Origin of the sequence: Christiangramia lutea (assembly GCF_022489035.1) — a bacterium.
GTDB classification, from domain to species: Bacteria; Bacteroidota; Bacteroidia; order Flavobacteriales; family Flavobacteriaceae; genus Christiangramia; species Christiangramia lutea.
This window is the reverse complement of record NZ_JAKVTV010000005.1, coordinates 38186-59449: the sequence shown is the minus strand read 5'-3', so window position 1 is coordinate 59449 and position 21264 is coordinate 38186. Positions and strand designations below refer to the sequence as shown.

Annotated in this window: 17 protein-coding genes; 8 read left to right on the top strand and 9 right to left on the bottom strand. The window is 38.8% G+C overall.

The genetic code is table 11. From position 1 onward, the window contains the following. Positions 1-88: 88 nt before the first annotated feature. A complete protein-coding gene (locus tag ML462_RS13625) occupies positions 89-730 on the bottom strand; it encodes a protein-L-isoaspartate(D-aspartate) O-methyltransferase (protein ID WP_240714382.1) in 642 nt (213 codons plus the stop codon). A 135-nt stretch (positions 731-865) separates the two neighbouring features. On the opposite strand from ML462_RS13625, the gene ML462_RS13620 reads away from it, so the two are divergent. From ML462_RS13620 to miaA, 7 genes are all read left to right on the top strand, one after another. Then, complete coding sequence (locus ML462_RS13620) at positions 866-1831, top strand: Gfo/Idh/MocA family protein (protein ID WP_240714574.1); 966 nt, start codon at positions 866-868, stop codon at positions 1829-1831. A 111-nt stretch (positions 1832-1942) separates the two neighbouring features. Further along, complete coding sequence (locus ML462_RS13615) at positions 1943-2833, top strand: 3-hydroxyacyl-CoA dehydrogenase family protein (protein WP_240714381.1); 891 nt, start codon at positions 1943-1945, stop codon at positions 2831-2833. Between the two features lie 108 nt (positions 2834-2941). Next, complete coding sequence (locus ML462_RS13610) at positions 2942-4177, top strand: DUF1015 domain-containing protein (RefSeq protein WP_240714380.1); 1236 nt, start codon at positions 2942-2944, stop codon at positions 4175-4177. 70 nt (positions 4178-4247) lie between these two features. Next, positions 4248-4907 (top strand): YggS family pyridoxal phosphate-dependent enzyme, encoded by a 660-nt coding sequence (locus ML462_RS13605; RefSeq protein WP_240714379.1) that lies wholly within the window; start codon positions 4248-4250, stop codon positions 4905-4907. A gap of 15 nt (positions 4908-4922) precedes the next feature. Beyond that, complete coding sequence (locus tag ML462_RS13600; protein WP_240714378.1) at positions 4923-6296, top strand: exonuclease domain-containing protein; 1374 nt, start codon at positions 4923-4925, stop codon at positions 6294-6296. A 56-nt stretch (positions 6297-6352) separates the two neighbouring features. Next, on the top strand, positions 6353-7159 hold the full coding sequence (locus ML462_RS13595) for an ion transporter (protein ID WP_240714377.1): 807 nt from the start codon (positions 6353-6355) through the stop codon (positions 7157-7159). Then, positions 7152-8060: a tRNA (adenosine(37)-N6)-dimethylallyltransferase MiaA gene (miaA, locus tag ML462_RS13590; RefSeq protein ID WP_240714376.1), complete on the top strand. Its 909-nt coding sequence runs from the start codon at positions 7152-7154 to the stop codon at positions 8058-8060. The genes ML462_RS13595 and miaA overlap by 8 nt, the downstream gene beginning before the upstream one ends. Here the strand turns inward: miaA and ML462_RS13585 are convergent. The 7 genes from ML462_RS13585 to ML462_RS13555 all read right to left on the bottom strand — a co-directional run bounded on the left by ML462_RS13585 (position 8050) and on the right by ML462_RS13555 (position 18786). Then, positions 8050-12771 (bottom strand): Ig-like domain-containing protein, encoded by a 4722-nt coding sequence (locus ML462_RS13585; protein ID WP_240714375.1) that lies wholly within the window; start codon positions 12769-12771, stop codon positions 8050-8052. The two genes, miaA and ML462_RS13585, sit on opposite strands and share 11 nt — an antisense overlap. Positions 12772-12977: 206 nt before the next feature. Then, positions 12978-13700, bottom strand: coding sequence for a response regulator transcription factor (locus ML462_RS13580; protein ID WP_240714374.1), 723 nt, complete (start codon positions 13698-13700; stop codon positions 12978-12980). Between the two features lie 3 nt (positions 13701-13703). Continuing rightward, positions 13704-15281 (bottom strand): sensor histidine kinase, encoded by a 1578-nt coding sequence (locus ML462_RS13575; RefSeq protein ID WP_240714373.1) that lies wholly within the window; start codon positions 15279-15281, stop codon positions 13704-13706. Positions 15282-15333: 52 nt separating this feature from the next. Beyond that, positions 15334-15939 carry a dephospho-CoA kinase gene (coaE, locus tag ML462_RS13570; RefSeq protein ID WP_240714372.1) on the bottom strand — a complete coding sequence of 202 codons (606 nt, stop codon included), beginning with the start codon at positions 15937-15939 and terminating at the stop codon, positions 15334-15336. Then, positions 15936-16880: a CdaR family protein gene (locus tag ML462_RS13565; RefSeq protein WP_240714371.1), complete on the bottom strand. Its 945-nt coding sequence runs from the start codon at positions 16878-16880 to the stop codon at positions 15936-15938. The genes coaE and ML462_RS13565 overlap by 4 nt, the downstream gene beginning before the upstream one ends. Then, complete coding sequence (locus ML462_RS13560; RefSeq protein WP_240714370.1) at positions 16870-17883, bottom strand: glycosyltransferase family 2 protein; 1014 nt, start codon at positions 17881-17883, stop codon at positions 16870-16872. The genes ML462_RS13565 and ML462_RS13560 overlap by 11 nt, the downstream gene beginning before the upstream one ends. A gap of 81 nt (positions 17884-17964) precedes the next feature. Further along, positions 17965-18786, bottom strand: coding sequence for an enoyl-ACP reductase FabI (locus ML462_RS13555; RefSeq protein ID WP_240714369.1), 822 nt, complete (start codon positions 18784-18786; stop codon positions 17965-17967). A 225-nt stretch (positions 18787-19011) separates the two neighbouring features. On the opposite strand from ML462_RS13555, the gene ML462_RS13550 reads away from it, so the two are divergent. After that, positions 19012-19440 (top strand): hypothetical protein, encoded by a 429-nt coding sequence (locus tag ML462_RS13550; protein WP_240714368.1) that lies wholly within the window; start codon positions 19012-19014, stop codon positions 19438-19440. 128 nt (positions 19441-19568) lie between these two features. Here the strand turns inward: ML462_RS13550 and recN are convergent, their stop codons facing one another. Next, complete coding sequence (gene recN, locus ML462_RS13545; RefSeq protein WP_240714367.1) at positions 19569-21221, bottom strand: DNA repair protein RecN; 1653 nt, start codon at positions 21219-21221, stop codon at positions 19569-19571. Positions 21222-21264 lie beyond the last annotated feature (43 nt).

Here is a 21264-nt window from a genome sequence, read left to right as displayed (position 1 = left end):
TGTGAGATTTTAGACTAAAGCAGAAGTATTTAATCCGAATTAAGACCACCTAGATCTCAATTCTCAGATCTCTCTACTAAATACTCCATTAGTTTTTGTCTTCCAGCAACGGAACAAACCTAAAGGCTCCGAATTCCTTTTTATCGAATTCCTTAGCAGACTTCCTTACAAACAAGGTCATGGTCTGCACCTCTACTCCTACCGGTATCACCAATCTTCCTCCTACTTTTAATTGACTTAATAGATCTTTAGGTACTTCAGGAGCCCCGGCAGTAACTATGATCTTATCGTATGGAGCATATTCCGGTATCCCCTTGTATCCATCCCCAAAACTCAAATATTTAGGCCGGTAACCTAATTTGGATAGAAAGCTTTTTGTTTTTTTATATAATTCTCTCTGGCGTTCTATACTGTATACCTTCGCTCCTAAATCACAGAGAACCGCGGTCTGGTAACCACTGCCTGTCCCCACTTCAAGCACCTTATCACCCTTTTTGATCTCCAGTAACTGAGATTGAAAAGCAACCGTATATGGCTGGGAAATTGTCTGGTCGGCGGCAATAGGAAAGGCTTTATCCTGGTAAGCATGGTCTTCAAAGCTACTATCCATGAACAAATGACGGGGAATTTTCCCAATCGCGGCAAGCACTTTTTCATCGGTAATCCCTTTCTTTTTTACGGTTCTCACCAATTGCTGCCTTTTCCCCTGGTGTCTGTATGTATCCTTCAAGTTAGTATGCTTTTTTCAGGGTATAAAATTAGGCATTAAGGCTGATTTTTCCCAAGCAAATAGGCTCAGGGATTTGGCCAAATTTTATAAAGTATTTAATATCAAAATGCTATTTTTGTGAAAAATGCAAAAAATATGCTGAAAGCAGGAGTTCTGGGTGCAGGTCACCTCGGAAAAATTCATCTTAAACTATTAAATCAGTCTGAAGAATATGAACTTATCGGTTTCTATGACGCCAATAAGGAAAATGCCGAAAAGATAGCCTCGGAATTTGGTTATAAAATGTTCGATAATCTTGATGAATTGATCGCCGAGGTAGATATGATCGATGTGGTAACTCCTACCCTTTCTCATTTTGAAGTCGCGAAAAAAGTGATCACTGCTGGAAAACATCTTTTCATTGAAAAACCCATTACCAATACCTACGCCGAAGCAAAGGAACTTATCGAGCTGGCTGAAAAGCATAGCGTAAAAGGCCAGGTTGGTCATGTAGAAAGATTCAATCCAGCTTTTCAGGCGGTGGCAGATCGCATTGAAAATCCAATGTTCATCGAAGCTCACAGGCTGGCAGAATTCAATCCGCGAGGTACAGATGTACCGGTAGTTTTGGATCTTATGATCCATGATATCGATGCCGTGCTTAGCGTAGTAAAATCTGAGGTGAAGAAGATCAATGCCAGTGGTGTTTCGGTAATTAGTGACACTCCGGATATAGCGAATGCGAGGATAGAATTCGAAAATGGTTGTGTGGCCAACTTAACTGCCAGTCGTATCTCTATGAAGAACATGAGAAAATCGAGGTTCTTCCAGCGAGATGCCTATATCTCTGTTGATTTCCTTGAGAAAAAATGCGAAGTGGTAAAGATGAAAGATGCACCGGAAAATCCCGATGATTTTGCCATGATCCTGCAAAATGCCGAAGGCATAAAAAAACAGATCTATTTCGACAATCCAAACGTTTCTCCCAACAACGCAATTCTGGAGGAACTCGAAAGTTTTGCCGATGCCATTAACAATAACAAAGAACCTGTGGTCACTATGGAACAGGGTGCTAAAGCGCTACATGTTGCCAACCAGGTGATCGCTAATTTTAATGTTTAATAATTACAATTCTGAAAATTCAGCGTCATCCTGAACTTGATTCAGGATCTTTTCTTGAGAAACTGAAACGAGTTCAGCTTGACGAAATTTCAGACCTTTAAAAATAAAAATATGAAAAACATAGCAGTAATAGGAGCCGGAACCATGGGTAACGGAATTGCCCACACCTTTGCTCAAAGCGGATACAAAGTTCAACTTATCGACATTTCTGAGGAAAGTCTTAAAAAAGGAATAGCGACCATTTCCAAAAACCTGGATAGAATGGTGGCAAAGGAAAAGATAAGTGAAGCAGATAAAAATGACACTCTTAACAATATTTCTAGCCATACTGAAATTTCAGAAGGGGTAAACGATGTAGACCTTGTGGTGGAAGCTGCCACCGAGAATACAGAATTAAAACTGAAGATCTTCAGACACCTTGACCAAAACACTTCTGAAGACACTATTTTGGCGACAAATACCTCATCGATCTCGATCACGCAGATCGCAGCTGCAGTTTCTAATCCGGAAAGAGTGATTGGGATGCACTTTATGAATCCAGTGCCGATCATGAAACTGGTTGAGATCATTCGTGGTTACAATACCAGTGATGCGGTGACTGAAACCATTATGGAACTTTCCAAGAAACTGCATAAAGTACCGGTAGAAGTTAATGACTATCCTGGATTTGTTGCAAACAGGATCCTTATGCCTATGATAAATGAGGCTATAGAAACGCTTTACAACGGTGTGGCCGGAGTTTATGAGATTGATACGGTAATGAAACTGGGGATGGCTCATCCAATGGGACCACTTCAATTAGCCGATTTTATTGGTCTTGATGTTTGCCACTCCATCCTGGAAGTGATGTACGATGGATTCAAAAACCCGAAATATGCTCCTTGCCCTTTATTAACCAATATGGTGAGAGCCGGAAAGATTGGGGTTAAATCTGGGGAAGGATTTTACGATTATTCAGAAAGTAAAAAAGCAGAAAAAGTTTCAACTCAGTTTAGTAGTTAGAACTTAGTATTGAGTTTTGGGATTTCTCAGTCGCTTTGCTTCTTCGAAATGACAGTTAACCCGTCATTTCGTCCGAGTGGAGAAATCTCTATTTAATTAAGTTACAAATTGACCAAAATACTTCCATTTAAAGCAGTAAGACCGGCCCGTGAATATGCGGGCCTGGTTGCTTCACGTTCCTATGAAGATTATAGTGAAGGGGAATTAAGGGCGCAGTTGGAGTACAATCCATATTCTTTCCTTCATATTATCAATCCTGGCTATAAGTTTCAGCATGAGATTGGCGGTGAAAAACGCTTCGGAATGGTGAAGAATCGATACCTGGAATTTAAAGAAGAGAATACATTTATTCAGGATGACCAGGCCTGCTATTATATTTACAATATCGAGACCCGTGAAGCTTCATGCTGTGGGATCATTGCCGCGGCTAGTATTGAAGACTATGAGAATGATGTAATTCGAAGGCATGAAGACACCATAGCCCATCGTGAAGAACTTTTCAAAGAATACCTGAAAGTAGTTGGGTTCAATACTGAACCTGTACTACTCACCTATCCAGACGATCCGGTGATCAATAAATTACTGGAGGATCGCATGAAGTCCAGGCCGGAATATCGGTTCGCCACAGCCAATAAGGAGATCCATTCATTATGGCTTATCGATGATACGGAGAATATCAAAAAGATCAAGGATCAGTTTGATAAGATGGAAAAGCTGTATATAGCTGACGGGCACCATCGTAGCGCTTCTTCCTGGCTCCTGGCGAAAGAAAGCCGGGAAAACAATCCCAGTCATACGGGTAAGGAAGCCTATAATTTCTTTATGAGCTACCTTATTTCAGAAAGCAATCTCAGGATATTTGAATTTAGCCGGTTGATCAAAGATCTTAACGGTCACTCCAAGGAAGAATTCCTGATCCTTCTTGATGAGTGGTTCAGAATAGAGAATCGCGGGTTAGAAGTCTACAAACCTTCCAAAAAACATCATTTCAATATGTACCTGGACGGGGAGTTCTATTCGCTCTACCTGCGCAAAACGAATTACGAATTCACGAATTCACTTAGCGAACTGGATTCCTATATTCTTTATGAAAAGATCTTAAAACCATTGCTTGGAATCAATGATCTTAGGTACGACAAGCGTATTGCATATATTCATGGGCGAAATGATCTAATTGAATTAAAGACCAGGGTTGATAAGGGTGAATTTGCAGTGGGCTTCGGAATGTTACCTGCGGGAATTGAAGAAATAAAGCAAATTGCTGACGAAAATTTGACCATGCCGCCAAAAAGTACTTATATTGAGCCTAAATTGCGAAGTGGTCTTACGATCTATGAATTCTAAACTTCGCAAAACCAACCTAACCAGACCAGCATTAATTTGAATCCTTAATTGTAAAAATTGAGAATAAAGGATGAGTATTTCTGAAAATATCGAAAAATATAAGGAAGAGCTTCCGGAAAACGTAAAGCTGGTAGCCATTTCCAAAACAAAACCTAACGAAGACCTGATGGAAGCTTATGAAGCCGGGCAACGAATCTTCGGGGAAAACAAGATACAGGAGATGACCGATAAATGGGAAGAACTTCCCAAAGATATCGAATGGCATATGGTTGGTCACGTGCAAAGCAACAAGGTAAAATATATGGCTCCATATGTCTCCTTAATTCATGCAGTACATAAAATGAAGCTGCTCAAGGAGATTAACAAAAGGGCCGAAGAAAATGAAAGAACTATAGATTGCCTGCTTCAGATCAAAATAGCCGAAGAAGACTCTAAATATGGTACTACGGCTAAAAACGCCCGAATGATTCTGGAATCGGAAGAATATCAGAAAATGGAAAATGTTAGGATTATCGGTTTAATGGGAATGGCCACTTTCACTGATGATGAAGCACAGGTAAAATCTGAATTTCAATTTCTTCAAAAAACTTTCAAGGATTTCCAGAAAGATTTCCCTGAATTGAAGGAACTTTCCATGGGTATGAGCGGTGATTATCAGATTGCTGTGGAATGTGGGAGCACCATGGTTAGAATTGGAAGTAGTATATTTGGGGCCAGAAATTATAATTAAAGAAGGAGAGAATATTTGTACGCGATATTAGACATAGAGACTACCGGTGGCAAGTATAATGAAGAGGGAATTACTGAAATTGCTATCTATAAATTCGATGGCCACCAGGTAACCGACCAGTTTATAAGCCTTATAAATCCCGAACAGCCTATCCAGCCATTTGTGGTGAATCTTACCGGCATCAACAATGATATGCTACGTAATGCGCCTAAATTCTATGAAATAGCAAAGCGTATCGTAGAGATCACCAGCGACTGTATTCTTGTAGCCCATAATGCCAAATTCGATTACCGCATTCTTAGAACAGAATTTAGAAGACTGGGATTCGATTTCGAGAGAAAAAGCCTATGTACCGTTGAACTCTCTAAGAAACTGATTCCGGGACTTCCCTCCTATAGTCTCGGAAAATTAGTAAGATCACTTGGAATTCCATTAAGTGACCGGCATCGTGCAGCAGGAGATGCTCAGGCCACGATAAAATTATTCAAAATGCTTTTGGCCAAAGATGTTGAAAAAGATATCATGAAAGAGCATGTGCGTAAAGAGCCAAAACGGAATATGGATACTAAACTGGTTTATATTCTTGAGGAACTGCCTTCAGAGACTGGTGTCTATTACTTCCATAATGAAAATGGTGAAATAATCTATGTAGGGAAATCCAGGAACATCCGGAAAAGGGTCAATCAGCATTTTACCAATGACAATCCAAAGTCCAGGGAAATGCAGCGTAAAGTCGCTTCTGTATCTTTTGAATTGACCGGTAACGAACTCATCGCTCTTCTAAAAGAAAATCAGGAGATCAAGGAGATCAAACCAAGGTACAATCGTGCTCTTAAAAGAGATATCTTCAGTCATGCCCTTTATCATTTCAGGGATGAGAATGGCTACACAAACTTTAAAATTGCAAGAGCGAATAAAGCTAAAAAGAATATTACTACTTTTAGTTCTCTTAAATCTGCCAAAAATTCTCTTACCAAATGGGTAGGAGAATATGAATTATGTGAAAGGCTTGCCGGACTGCATGGAGGGACAGGAAATTGTTTTGCCTATACCATCAAGAGTTGTCACGGAGCCTGTCTTGAGCAGGAAGATCAGGAAAGGTATAATGAGAGAGCTGAACAACTGATTGAAAGGTATTCTTATGATAACCAGAACATGTTGCTAATAGGCCGCGGTAGACAAGTTGACGAAAAAAGCGCCCTTTTGATAGAAGATGGTGAGTTTAAAGGTATTGGTTATTTTAACCTAAATCACCAGATTAATAATCTTGATATTATCCGGTCTATAATTACTCCTATGAACAATAACAGGGATGCCGAGCATATCATTCAGAGCTTTTTACGCAAAAAACATAATTTCAAGATCGTACAATTATCTGTTCAGGATTAAGCTTCAGGAATTTTTTATACATTTAACCTACTGTGCGAAGAGACCAAAAGAAATCCATGCCTCCCTGGAAAACCAAACTTCATGAAGTGATTTATGAAGCTGATACTCCTGCGGGAAAGATATTCGATATAGCATTGCTCGTTGTCATCCTCATCAGTGTAGTTCTGGTCATGATGGAAAGTGTATCTTCCCTGCTGGTGAAATACTCCTGGCAATTTTATGTGGCAGAATGGATTATCACAGCAATTTTCAGCATCGAATATATTCTGCGTATCATCGCTATCAATAAACCAAAGAGATATATCTTTAGCTTTTACGGCATCGTAGACCTTCTTTCTACACTGCCAAGTTATATAGGTTTCATATTTGGAGGTGCTAACCTGCTATTTGCGATCAGAGCCCTAAGACTTCTAAGAGTTTTCAGAGTATTGAAGGTTACCAGATATATTGGCGAATCCCATAAATTGATCTCAGCCTTAAAGAACAGTAAAGCCAAGATCCTGGTTTTTCTTTTTGCAGTGGTTATCATCTGCGTAATTGCAGGTACTTTGATGCATTTGGTGGAGGGATCTACGGGCGGATTTGATAATATCCCTTTGAGTATTTATTGGTGTATAGTTACCCTAACCACTGTTGGTTTTGGTGATATTGCCCCGGTAACACCGCTAGGAAGGCTTATCGCCTCTATCATTATGGTTACTGGTTACGGTATTATTGCAGTTCCTACCGGAATTGTTAGTGCTGAATACAGTAAAGCTACTAAACCTATCTCCAATACCCAGGTTTGTCCTAACTGCAATGAGGGCAGACATCAGGATGATGCTCAATTTTGCCATAAATGCGGATATCCATTAAATGAATAATAACCTTATTAATATCGTAGGTCCTACGGCAATTGGAAAAACCTCATTATCTATCAGGATTGCCCAACACTTCAATACCGAAATCATTTCAGCCGATTCCAGACAATTTTTCAAAGAAATGAAAATTGGAACAGCAGTACCCGAAAAAGAAGAGCTGGCTTCTGTTAAGCATCATTTTATACAGCATATTTCAGTTAAAGACAATTATTCAGTTGGAGATTTTGAAAGAGATGCTATCCTGAAACTGTCTGAACTCTATAATTCTCATAATACAGTAGTTATGGTTGGCGGAAGCGGGCTTTACACTAAAGCCGTTACCGAAGGCCTGGATAATTTCCCAAAAGTGGATCCGGAGATAAGAAAGAACCTGAATGAACATCTCGAAAATGATGGCATTGACTGGTTGCAACAGAAACTCTTTGCCCTGGATCCTGAATATTATAAGACCGCAGACGTACAAAACCCTCACCGACTTATAAGGGCCCTGGAAATATGCATTTCAACAGGAAAACCATTTTCTTCATTTCTTGACCAGGAAAAACCCCAACGTAATTTTGAAACTATTAGTATTGGCCTAACCGCCGATCGCGAACTTATCTATGACAGAATAAATCGCCGTGTAGATTTAATGATAGAAAACGGTCTTTTGGAAGAGGCAAAGGAGCTCTATCCGAATAGACATTTGAATGCGCTAAATACGGTAGGTTACAAAGAATTATTCCAATATTTTGATGGAGAGATCAACCTGGAAACTGCAATTTCAGAAATTAAGAAAAATACGCGCAGGTTTGCTAAAAGACAGCTAACCTGGTTCAGAAAAGACGAATCTATAAAATGGTTCGAGTATGATGAGGACCCTAAGGTGATCTTAGAATTTATAGAGTCTAAGATCAATACTTAAAGATCATTCTTTTGGTGACGGTTTTTTCATTAGTTATGATCTTTAGTACATAAACCGCCTCCTGCAAAGGTCCAAGCTCCATGGAATATTCAGATTCCATTTCGTAATCCCTAGCCTCAATAAATCTTCCCCGGTGATCAAAAACCTCTATTCTCTCGATGATCTCGTCTGGTGGAGCCGAGATCTTAAAGCTTCCGGTATTGGGGTTTGGATAGATAAAAATGTATTCTGAACCAAGCGATGGATCGTCGCAATATCCGGATTCATCCAGCACTGTAATGGTTGTATTTGCGGTTACCCTGTTTCCGAAACTATCTTCTGCTGTGACTACAACCAGGTTCTCCCCCAGGTTCTTGCAGGTAAAACTTGAATCACTCAGTTGAATTTGTATTTCAGAATCACAATTATCGAAAGAGCCATTATCGATATCATCAAAACTTAAAACAGCCAGGCCATTAGAGTTTATATTGATCGTAGCCTCTTTCAGATCCAGCGTAGGAGGAATATTATCCAAAACCATGACATTGACCTCACAACTTCCATTAACCAAACCTGTATAGCTAAGAGTTACCGTATTTTCACCTATATCATCACAACTAAAATTGACTTTGTCTGCGCTTAATTCAAGCCCCTGGGTATTTCCAAAAACGAGCTCATCAAGATTCAGGGAGGCTACTCCGTCATTATCCAGTTCCAGAATCACCCGGGAATTACAGCCTACCTCTCCATTATCATCTACCACGTTTATGGAAACAAAAATAACATTCGAGTTAAATTCCCCATCATTGGCAACATAAGTGAAAAAATCCTGCCCTGTAAATCCATTATCTGGAGTATAACTAAAGGACCCATCTGGGTTAAGCTGCAGATCTCCAAATTCCACATCGGTATCTAATATGGCGGTTAATTCATCATTTTCCGGATCGGTATCGTTTACCAAAACTCCTTCAGAAGCCGAAACATTTAAAGTAGTATTGATCCCGGTGGTATATTCCTCATCGAAAGCAACCGGTGGTTCATTCACACCATCGTCTGAAACGATCACCTCTACCTGAGTCTCACAGGTAGAAGTATTTTCTAACGCATTGGTCACGCTAAGAGTTACCGTATTGAATCCAGCATCTGCTGAAGTGAATTCGGTTTTATCAATACTTAGATCTACAGAACTACAATTGGAATAGGAACCATTGTTAAGGTCTTCAGGCTCAAGGCTAAATACCTCCCCAACAGCAAGAGTGATCTGGTAATTCTCCACGCAAATCGCTTGCGGTTCATCTTCCTGAAGAGAAACATATAAATTACAGCTCCTGGTCTCACCTTCATAACTCACGGTCACTCCAACCTGGGCATCTTGCTGCAGGACGGTTCCGGCGGAAATAGTTTGGGTAAAATCTGCAGACGCCGGACTATAATCCACGAAATCGCTTAGATCTGGTACAATATATTCACAATTTTCGTTAGGAAAAAGATCATATTCCTCTATTAAGCAGGAAAGTTCAAGGTCACCAGGCTCCTCCAAAATAACTTCTACATTCACCTCGCAGAAATCTAAATTTCCAACGGCATCGTTAACAGTAAAAGTGATCAAATTTTCGCCTTCATCACTACTGGAAAGTGAAGTGCGATCTAAATTATAAGAAACTATCTGGCAATTATCTGTACTTCCATCATCGAAATCTTCTGCTCTAAGCTGAATAGTTTCTCCTTCTTCCAGCCTAATTTCTATATCATTAATACACCTTGCAACCGGAGCTTCATTATCAATCGGTGAAAGATATATTTCGCAGGAAACCGTTTGATCTTCAAAGGTTGCGGTGACGGTGACATAAAGGTCGGTGTTTGGCTGAAATACGCTACCCGGGGCCAGTTCCTGATCTAATTGAGCTCCTTCAATATTGGTGGACACGATCGTAGAAAAATCGGGCACCCTATAAATACAGTTTTCATCGGCAGCTACCTCGTAACCACCCGGGCAGGTGATTCTAAGATCATCCTCATTTTCAATATTTACTTCGACCGTAAAAGTACAGGTATCGGTTAGTCCTGCATCATCGGTTACGGTTATGGTCACATCTGTAGTCTGACTAATGGAAAAGTCAGGTTCAGGATCCTGAGTGACCTCGTAATCGCTACAGTCATCAACTTCCAGCAAATCACGGTAATCAGCAAGGTGGTAGGTATCTCCCTCATTTATGGTAACGGTTTCGCCAAGTTCTGAACAGTTTAAGATTTCCGGGGGGGAATTATCCTCGACCGGAACAGTGAAATTGCATTTTCCTACGAAATCATCCCCATCATAAACTTCTAGGCTTACTTCTACAAAATCATCATTCTTGGTATAAATAGGTTCTACCCTGTAATCTTCAAAATTCTGAGGATTCTGGATACTGCCGGTATAATCTGGAACCTCATAATCGCAATTATCATTTAGAGGAATAGGTTCAAAATCATTTGGATTTGGACAGTCGAAACTTGGCCCAGGAAGCACTGTAATATTTACTGTTACTTCATTTGAATTCTTCTCACCGTCATTGGCAACATAAGTAAAGGCATCCTGACCCACAAAATCGGTATTTGGAATATAGGTAAATGTGCCATCTGAATTTAGATCTAAGGTTCCGTTCGAAACATCATTAATCAGCACAGCCGTGAGAGAATCTCCATCTGGATCTGAATCATTACTTAAAACACCTGGATTCACAATCAAGGTCTGGTTTTCATTAGTAAAATATGAGTCTGCAACTGCCATTGGAGCCTCATTTGGCTTTAGAATTACAGTAATATTAACCGTTACAACATTTGAATTTAATTCGCCATCACTAGCAACATAGGTAAAAGAATCGGGTCCCGTATAGTTTGGATCTGGAGTATAAGTAAAAGATCCATCTGAATTTAAATTCAGCGTTCCATTGCTAACATCGGTTTGCAGTACAGCGGATAGAGCATCGTCATCTGGATCGGTATCATTTTCAAGAACTCCGGGAACAGCATTATTCAAAGTTTGATTCTCTTCAACGGTATAAGAATCGGCAACTGCTGTTGGAGTCTCATTTGGTTTTGGAGTTACAGTAATACTCACCGTTACAACATTTGAATTTAATTCACCATCACTAGCAACATAGCTAAATGAATCAGGTCCAGTAAAGTTTGGATCTGGAGTATAAGTAAAAGATCCATCTGAATTTAAATTCAGCGTTCCATTGCTAACATCGGTTTGTAGTACAGCGGATAGAGCTTCGTCATCTGGATCGGTATCATTTTCAAGAACTCCTGGAACAGCCTCATTCAAAGTTAGATTCTCTTCAACCGTATAGGAATCTTCAACCGCTGTTGGAGCCTCATTAGAAACCTCTTCTCCTGTCACAGTAATCTGTACCGAACAATAATCTTCGTTTCCTGCTGCATCAGTAACCTTTAATACTACGGTATAATTACCAGCAGAGGTAAAAGTTTTCTGATCAATAGATAAGTCATCAATACCACAATTATCGCTAGAGCCATCATTTATATCATCAACGGTAATCGTAATTGAACCATCGATTAATGCTAATTCAAAATTTGATACACATCTCGCTATTGGTGCGATATTATCGTTACTAGGAGTTCTATTGTATTTCTCAAGATTGAAATCAATAGCAAGTCCATCTAATTCACCATCGATCAAATACATTTTATCGCAAGCATCTAAACTAATGTCTATTGGAAGTTGTATATCATCTGGTTTAGAATTTACCGGAGCATCATTAATTGTATGAACCTTTATTAAATCAGGATCATAAACCTGAATTTTAAAATCCCCATCAGATATTCCTGCATTGATTTCATTATAAAGGGCGAAAAGTTGAAAAAATCCAAGGTTACCACTAATAAGCTCAAAGATCTGACTAAGTTCAACCCGATCGGCATAATCAATTACATAAACATAATTGAAATTATCAATAAAAATACTACCAGTAGAACCTATATTTTCTAGAGTTTTTACATATTCTAATTGCTTATTAAATACGAGGGTCTCACCGTTATTCTCACTATGGCTAATAAATATAAAATCATCATTTGCTGCTACACGATATGGATTATTTAAAGGATAACTATCCGTACCCTGCCAACTTCGAAAAGTGCCATCAGCATAATATATCTTTAAAAAGTATCTTTCGGTTACAGCATCATTATCACCTCTATAGGCATCAACAATGAATAAGTTATCATCTCGGTCTAGCTCAAGTCCTGTTGGCTGCCAGAATTCATTTCTACCATCGCCCCCTGCTCCTACTCCAATGACCCCTTCAGAATTTCCGGAAGTATCAAATTTTTTGATCAGTTTTGAGCCACTATCGGCAATATAGATTATATCATTACTATCAATAGCAAGATCTAATGGTGCGTTTAAACTTCCAGGATCACCCAGCTCATCTGAAATTATATTAATATATGTATCTGTATCGTTATTATATTTATAGACACCATTACCAAAAGTCAGAATATAAGTATTGCCCTGAGAATCAGTATCAACAGCAAGAACCATCCCCGAGGTATCTTCAGTGTCTGCTCTGGATAAAAATTCTGCTCCAAAATGATTGAATGTAGGATCTATTTCATAGGGATCCTGCCCAAAAACATTTCCGATAGAAAAAAATAAGAATATGATAAAAGCCCCAACTTTTACAAGAGAAGTATTGTTATAAAAACATGTATCTGGTTTACCTATCAAATTGGAGCGTAGTTGGTGAACGCTGTAAAGATAAGTATTGTAGGAAAACCGGTCTTAAATTTATGCTAAGATTACAATATTAGGTTCGCCGGGGAACCTGGAAAGAAATTACCGGGAGATCGATCAATAAAGTAATGGGATCGAGATATGTTACTGCATCATGACCTATTCATGATGCAGTACATCCCGGAAACTGAAAAAACCTTTTAAGCTTCAGTCTCTTCCTTATTCTTAACAACAAGCCTGAAACCTTCACCGTGGATATTCAAAATTTCCACGTTTTCGTCTTTTTTCAGGTATTTTCTAAGCTTGGCAATATATACATCCATACTTCTGGAGGTGAAGTAATTATCATCTCTCCAGATCTTTGTAAGAGCTAACTCTCTAGGCATAAGATCGTTCTCATGCAGAGCAAGCAGTCTCAATAATTCATTTTCCTTTGGAGAAAGCTTTTGTGGCTCTTCATCTCTAAAAGTTAAAAACCTAAGTTTTGAATTCAGGTGGAAGTCACCAATCTCGAACTCAAATTGTTTTGAATCGGCAACACTATCTGTAGCTTTACGCTGCATGATAGCTTTAATTTTCATAAGAAGAACTTCACTATCAAAAGGTTTGTTCAGGTAGTCATCTGCTCCCACTTTATAACCTTTCAATACATCTTCTTTCATTGCTTTAGCAGTTAAGAAAATGATCGGGATTTCTTCATTCTTGTCGCGAATCTCTTTTGCTAATGTAAATCCGTCTTTATAAGGCATCATTACATCAAGGATACAAAGATCGAAATCGTCTTTTTTAAACTTTTCGAATCCTTCCATTCCGTTTTTCGCGTGAGTTACCTCGTAATCATTCATTGCGAGATAATCTTTAAGGACGGTTCCAAAATTTGGATCATCCTCTACTAGTAAAATTTTCTTGCTTTCAGTTTCCATGTATTAAGATATTAGTGGTAGTTTAATTATAAAGGTACTTCCTTTTCCTTTTTCGCTGTTAACCGAGATCTCTCCATGATGGTCATCAATGATCTGCCTGGCATAAGCCAGACCCAATCCGTGACCTTTTACATTATGAATATCACCGGTATGTTCGCGATAAAACTTTTCAAATATTTTCTTTTGCACCAGTTTGTTCATTCCAACACCCTGATCTCTAATTTCACAATAGATATAGTTCTTTACGTTAGTTGTATAGATATCTATCTTCGGAGCATCTTCAGAATATTTAACAGCATTATCCAGGATATTTACGATCACGTTGGTAAAGTGATCCTGGTTAGCCAGAATTGACGACCTAAGCGCCCCGAAATGTGTTTGTATGTAACCGCCCCTGTCTTCCACAATAAGTTCAACATGAGATACGGCATCATTAATAATATCATGTAGCTGATACCTTTCCTTTTTAAGGTCCAGCTCGTTCTTTTCCAATTTTGATATTCGCAGCACATTTTCCACCTGGGCGTGCATCCTCTTATTTTCGTCCCTTATCATTTGAAGGTAACGGCTTACCTTGGAGCTATCTTCAATGACCTTCGGATTCTTAATCGCGTCCAGCGCCAGGTTAATGGTTGCAATAGGCGTTTTGAACTCGTGGGTCATATTATTGATAAAATCGGTTTTTATCTGCGATATCTGTCTTTGCTTGATCAACTGCGATAATGCACTTGAATATGCGATCACAATGATCAGCGTAAATATTATAGACAGGCAGGCCATCAGGATCACTGATGATAAAACCGCTTCTTTCTTATCAGTAAAATTAACCAATAACTGGTAACCGCTGTTTCCAACCTTATCTGTGAATAGCGGCACGGCATAGGCTGCAGGGTGACCCAGGCTAAAATTATCAGAATGAAGATTCGTTTCTATAGAGTTATTAAAAACACCGTATTCAAACCCCGTCTTTAGATCTCTTTCCCGTAATTCCTCTTCAATTAGTTCTTCGATCGTTTCTTCCGAAACTCTTTTATGTACAGGTAGCCTCACAACCAGTTCAGAAATAGCCGATCTTAGAATGTCTTTTTCAACTTCTTCCATCCTGGACATTCTTTCAATATGTTCTATCCGCTGGCGAGCACTTAAATCATCACCATCCAGTTGGTTATTTCTAACAATATCGGTCACCCTTTTATTGATCATTTTGGTGAACTGTATACTGTCCTGGGCGAACTGTAAAAAGCCCGATGAAACCTTATAATCTTCTTCCAGAATGGTTTCCGAATTATAATAAGTCTCATTCCGGTTTTCATCCCGGTTAGTATAAAAATATTCCGTTAAGGTCCTGTCACTTAGCTTACTGTTTATACTATCAGGATTCTTAAACTGAAAATAATACTTTTCAAATTCCCTGCTCTGTATTTCTTCTGAAACGTTAATTAATACTTGTTTAGCGTTATAAGAAAACTGTTCTTCACGATCATCTATGGTGCTTTTTATCCAATATCCCTGAACGAAAATAATACCGATAAGAGAGAGGCTCATTAGGGCAACGAGAAGTAGGAAAAGCTTCTTATTCATGCGGTCAAAAGTAATATTTTAACATTTAGACCTTAAAGTGTTTAACCAAATGTTAACAGAACTTCTGAGAATTTTTGCCTGCTTTTAAGATTTTGTCGTGGATATGTTTAACCTGTAGTTTTGTCTGCTCCAGATCGTCATTAAATATTATGAAATCCGCCAGTTCAGATTTTTTCTCATCATCCCACTGGTTATTCATTCGTTGCTGAATTTCATCTCTGGAACTATCGTCCCGCTTCTGAAGTCTTTGAATGCGTAGATTTTTAGGGGCCGTAACCAGTATACTGAGATCACATTTTTTATAGCCACCGGTTTCAAATAATATGGCAGCCTCATAGATCACGTATACTGAAGATTGCTTTCCAAGCCATTTTTGAAAGTCATCCTCCACGGCAGGATGAATGATCTTATTCAATTTTGAAAGCAGCTCGGCATCATTGAAAACCTTGGAAGCAATATATTTTCTTTCTGGTTGACTGCCATTATAAGCCGATTCCCCAAAGAGATCAATTACTTTTTCCCTGATCTCTTCAGAATCTCCCATCAACCTTTTTCCAGCATCATCGGCGATATAAACAGGAATTCCTTTGTCTTTAAAAAAACCGGCAACCGTGGTCTTTCCACTACCAATTCCACCTGTGAGCCCAACCACCATCATCTTTTTATAACAAATTGAATGCGACGTTCATTAAGCCTAACATTATTGATAAATCCCGGTTTCTCCACGATCTGGGCTATCATGTAGTCGTCCCCGGGTTTCACATCCTTATAATTACAAACAATCCTGAAATCTGCTGCGCTTACACTTTCGAATTGCTTTAAATTAACCTGATAATAAACAATTACCGATTTTGGAAAAAAAGCAAGGTTAAGATCTTCAGGAACATTTACTACTTCAACAGAAATTTCTGCGCTACCTTCAGTGAACTTATCTACCTTCTGGTAATATCTAACCGAATTCTCATAAAAACTGAGGGCTCCCAAACCTGAAGTGTCTATACTAACGTTTCCGTTCAGGTCTTCGTTAACCTTATTCAAATTGATCTCCCTGGTATATATGGTGCTAATGCTGTCTATAACCTCTTCCGGCCCGCTCACCTTTACAGAATCTGGCTGAAGCTCTACTGGATTTTCAGCAGAATAACCCACAGCGTAACTAATATTTATTCTAGGTTCTATCTTCAGCATCTTTTCTTTTTTGAACTGAAAAGGGATCACGATTTCTTCCTGGACAATCAAAGATTTTTCAAAATCTACCTTTATTTGTTGCTCTATTTCTGAAAGATGGTTCTGAAGTGAGTACACAAGTTTGTTATCTATCTCTTTGGCCTCGGAAAGGTCAACATTCAGTTCCGGATTGAATATTTTATAATAATAGATGTTAAATCCATTATCCTGAAGCTGTAGATCTACATGATCTGGCCTGTCTTCAGAAATACTTTTATCTAAAGGAGCATTGGTGTAATTAACCGGAATCTCGATAAGCTGAGTATAGGTTTTGGAAAATTGAACCAACACCCAAACTATAGCGGAGAAAATCAGGAAAAAACTGAAGGTTTTTATACTTGATCTTTTAAATCTCGGTCTTTTACGCGCCATCTTGTTTAAAAAATAATTGTGGAAATTCTTTTTCCGGTGGTCTTTTTAAAATCGCTGTTTTGAAGGTTGAGTTCAGAAACCCAATTCCGTAACCAGTAAACTGTACTATTACAGCTCTTATTGCCAGAAAACCAATATAAATACTTTTATTTTTTATTGCAGCATCTAAAGCGATAATTACGAAATAAATAAGGTAAGCACCAACAAAGAAGAATTCACCGGCAAAGGCTAGTAAAACCGAAATAACCAGTCCAATGATGAATACGGTTGGAAACCAGTAGGTAATCTTTGCGGAGCCTGGGTGCCACTTGTTCAAAATAGGCCTTACCAAACCAAATTTTCTCACTTGCGTATAGAATTTACTCCAATCTATTCTGCGTTTATGGAAAACTTGGGCTTCAGGAATAAGGCATATACTAAATCCTGCTTTTTTCAGCCTTAAGCTCAGGTCTGGATCTTCACCAGGATGAATTTCGCCAAACCCTCCACTGGCTTCGAATGCCTTTCTGCTAATACCCATGTTGAAACTACGAGGCTGAAATTCGTCCACCGCATTTTTATTGCCCCTAATTCCACCGGTTGTAAAAAAGGAGGTCATGGTATAATCTATGGCCTTTTGTACATCGCTAAAAGATGGATGCGCAGCGTCGGGACCACCAAAACAGTCACATTTAGTATTCGTTAAAAATTTATGAACTTCCATTAAATAGTATTCGGGAAGGATCACATCTGAATCAAGGATCAGGAAATAGTTGGACCTGGCCTTTCTCATTCCAAAATTCCGGGAATCTCCGGGACCAGAATTAGATTTAAAGTAATACCTGATATTAAGGTCTTCGGAAAATTTTCTTACCACCTCATCAGATCTTATACTGGAACCGTCTTCCACGATCACCACTTCAAAAGACACTTTAGAAATCAACTTTCTCATGCTTTCCAGTAACTCCCGGATCTCATCTGGGCGGTTATAAACCGGAATTATGAAAGAATACTGTGGTTGCATGAAAAATGTTTATAAAAAGAAACTGCCGAAATCTGATCAATTAAGATACAGTTTTTCGGCAGTAAAATATGATTTATTTTATTACTCTTCGTCCTTTGTAAATGCTTCCATGACTTCCTGGCTCACTCCCGTATTAGAGAATCCTCCATCGTGGAATAAATTCTGAAGCGTTACTTTCCTTGTTAGATCAGAGAACATGGTGAGGGTATAATTCGCACATTCTTCAGCAGTAGCGTTTCCTAGCGGAGACATTTTTTCAGCAAAGGCTATGAATCCGTCAAATCCTTTCACTCCCTGTCCTGCCGTGGTTGGTGTTGGTGATTGGGAAATGGTGTTCACTCTTACTTTTTTGTCTTTTCCAAAGAAATATCCGAAACTACGGGCGATAGACTCTAAATATGCCTTATTGTCGGCCATGTCGTTATAATCTGGAAAAACTCTTTGAGCAGCCATATAACTTAAAGCTACGATACTACCCCATTCGTTCATCGCATCTTTCTTGTAAAGAACCTGCATGGTCTTATGGAAAGAAACGGCAGAAACATCCCAGCCTTTGGTGGTGTAATCGTAATTCATATCTGTATAATGATTTCCTTTTCTTACGTTCACCGACATTCCAATGGAGTGAAGTACGAAATCGATCTTCCCTCCAAGAATCTCTACTGCCTTTTCCACAAGGTTTTCAAGATCTTCTACTTTGGTTGCATCTGCAGGAATGATCTCAGACCCGGTTTTTTCAGCTAGATTCTTGATACTTCCCATTCTCATTGCGATAGGAGCATTAGTTAGAACAAAAGTACCGCCCTCTTCATGAACTTTTTCAGCTGTTTTCCAGGCAATGGAATTCTCGTCCAATGCTCCGAAAATTATTCCTCTTTTTCCTTTTAGGAGGTTATATGACATGTGATTTATATTTTGTGGTTGTTAAGCCTGTAAATATAGCAAAGTTGTTTGAATTGACTTTCTGAATTAATAGTTAGCTAATTTTTCTAATGGCAGATAAAATATTTATCCCTTCAGGCTCAAAAAACGACCTAAAACATTGTATTTCAGTATTTTGAAAATCTGCAGATTTTTAGGTAAATTTAATAGTTGAATTCTTTTATTTTTTATTTAAATCAATAGGTTATGGCTGGAATAACAATTACGAAGGTAGACTTTACCGCTTCACCCGCTACAATACCTTGTCCACCGAGCAATCCCAATACTAAATTTACTGTAAGTGTAACTGTTAAAGGCCAGGGGGGACAATTACCTGGAGCCTACGATGTTAAACTATATGACCTAGACAAAACACCTAATAAAACTTTACTGGATGAGAAACTGGATGTTGCCGTTGAGGCTCACCATGAATTTGAAAAGACGCATACCTTTAAATTATGGTGTGATAATAATTGTAACGTAGAAGGTAGATTGGGTAAAAGTGGAGAAAAAAAACCTCAATTACGGGCGATAGTTTATTATCAGGATAATTTAACTAAGAATAGCCCTGTTAGAACAATTATTCAATGTGGTTCCGGAGGAACTAAACCTGAAGATAAAAGGAGAAGAGAATAAAAATTCAGATTTTTCGCCGGTTCTTTATCTTACAGGATTTAAACTTTAAATAATTTTTCAATCACTTCATTGGTCTATTAAATTGTAGAATATTGAAATCCGGTTTACCCGAACGTCACGTTCAAATTTTAATCCAACAACGCCTTGGCATGTGCTCGTGCTGAATCGCTCTTGGTATTCCCACCTAACATTAGGGCAAGTTCTTCTATGCGATCATTTTCTTCGAGCTGAACGATCTTGGTTTGGGTTGCAGTCTCGTTATCCTCTTTAAATATCTTAAAATGAGTAGCTCCCTTTCCCGCAATTTGAGGTAAATGGGTGATCGCAATTACCTGCATATTCTGCCCCATACTCTGAAGGATCTCTCCCATTTTCTTGGCAATCTCTCCAGATACCCCTGTATCGATCTCATCAAAAATAATCGTAGGTAGGTTGCTCTGGGCTGCAAGTATACTTTTAACTGCCAGCATGATCCTGGACAGTTCTCCGCCAGAGGCAGCCTTCTTTATCTCTTTAAAGTTTCCTCCCTTGTTCGCAGCCAGGTACCATTCAAGTTTGTCATGACCATTGGAAAGAAAATCTTTAACTACTTCAATTTCAATATTGAGCCGAGCATTGGGCATTCCAAGGTCTTTCAGGATCTGCTCGGTTTGCTCAATAAAAGCAGGAATTATTTTTTCTCGGTTCTTATGAAGCTTATCTGCAATTTTGTTAAGCTTTGCTTCTTTTTCTCTAATGGCTTCCTGTACCTCATTCAAGGCAGCTTCGGCATTTTCTGTAACCGAGACCTTAGCTCGTAATTCTTCAATTATGGATAGCAACTCCGCGACATTCTCTGCATTATGCTTTTTCTGAAGGTTATATATAACTTGCAATTTCTGATTCACAATTTCGAGCTCCTCCGGGTTTGCCTCAATTCTATCCAGGGCATCAGTCATTTCAGCTTCAAGATCGTCAAGTTCAATGATAACACTCTGAATCCTTTCATGGAAATTCTCATAATTTGCCGAAAACTTGGAAATCCTTGAAAGGTTAGATCTAACAGATTTCAAACTCTCCAGACTTCCAATTTCCTCCTGCTGAAGAAGATTCACGGCTGAATTAAGGTTTTCAGTGAGTTCCTCTACATTGTTCAGCTCCTCGTAACGCACCTCAAGTTCCTCCAGCATTCCATCTTTTAGGTTTGCCTCCTCGAGTTCGTTCAAAAGAAATATATTATAATCATATTCCTTCGCAGCCTGTGACTGATCCTCCTTTAGGTTCTCATATCGATTTAAAAGAAGTTTATATTCCTTTAATTCGTTTTTATACTGCAGAATTTCAGCCTCATTTTTAGCGATGGTATCTATGACGTTGAACTGGTATTCAGCATTTCCCAGGCTTAAGGTTTCATGCTGACTATGAATATCGATAAGATAGCCTCCCAGTTTTTGCAAGGCGGTTATCTTAACCGGGGTATCATTTATAAAAGCTCTAGACTTTCCGGACGGCAGGATTTCCCTCCTAATAATGCTTTGCTGTTCATAATCCAGGTCTTCTTTTTTGAAAAAATTCTCCAGCTTAAAACTGGAAATACTAAAAGTCCCTTCGATCACGCATTTTTTATCGGAATCCCTTATGGAACTAAAATCGGCCCTGTCACCCAGAAGAAGGCCAAGAGCACCTAACATAATAGATTTACCAGCACCGGTCTCTCCCGTAATTATGGTAAAACCAGGTTGAAGACGAATATTGATATCTTCAATTAACGCGTAATTTTTGATGGATAAGGATGTAAGCAAATCGGTTAAAATTTGCGCTAAATATACGGGAGAAATAAATTGA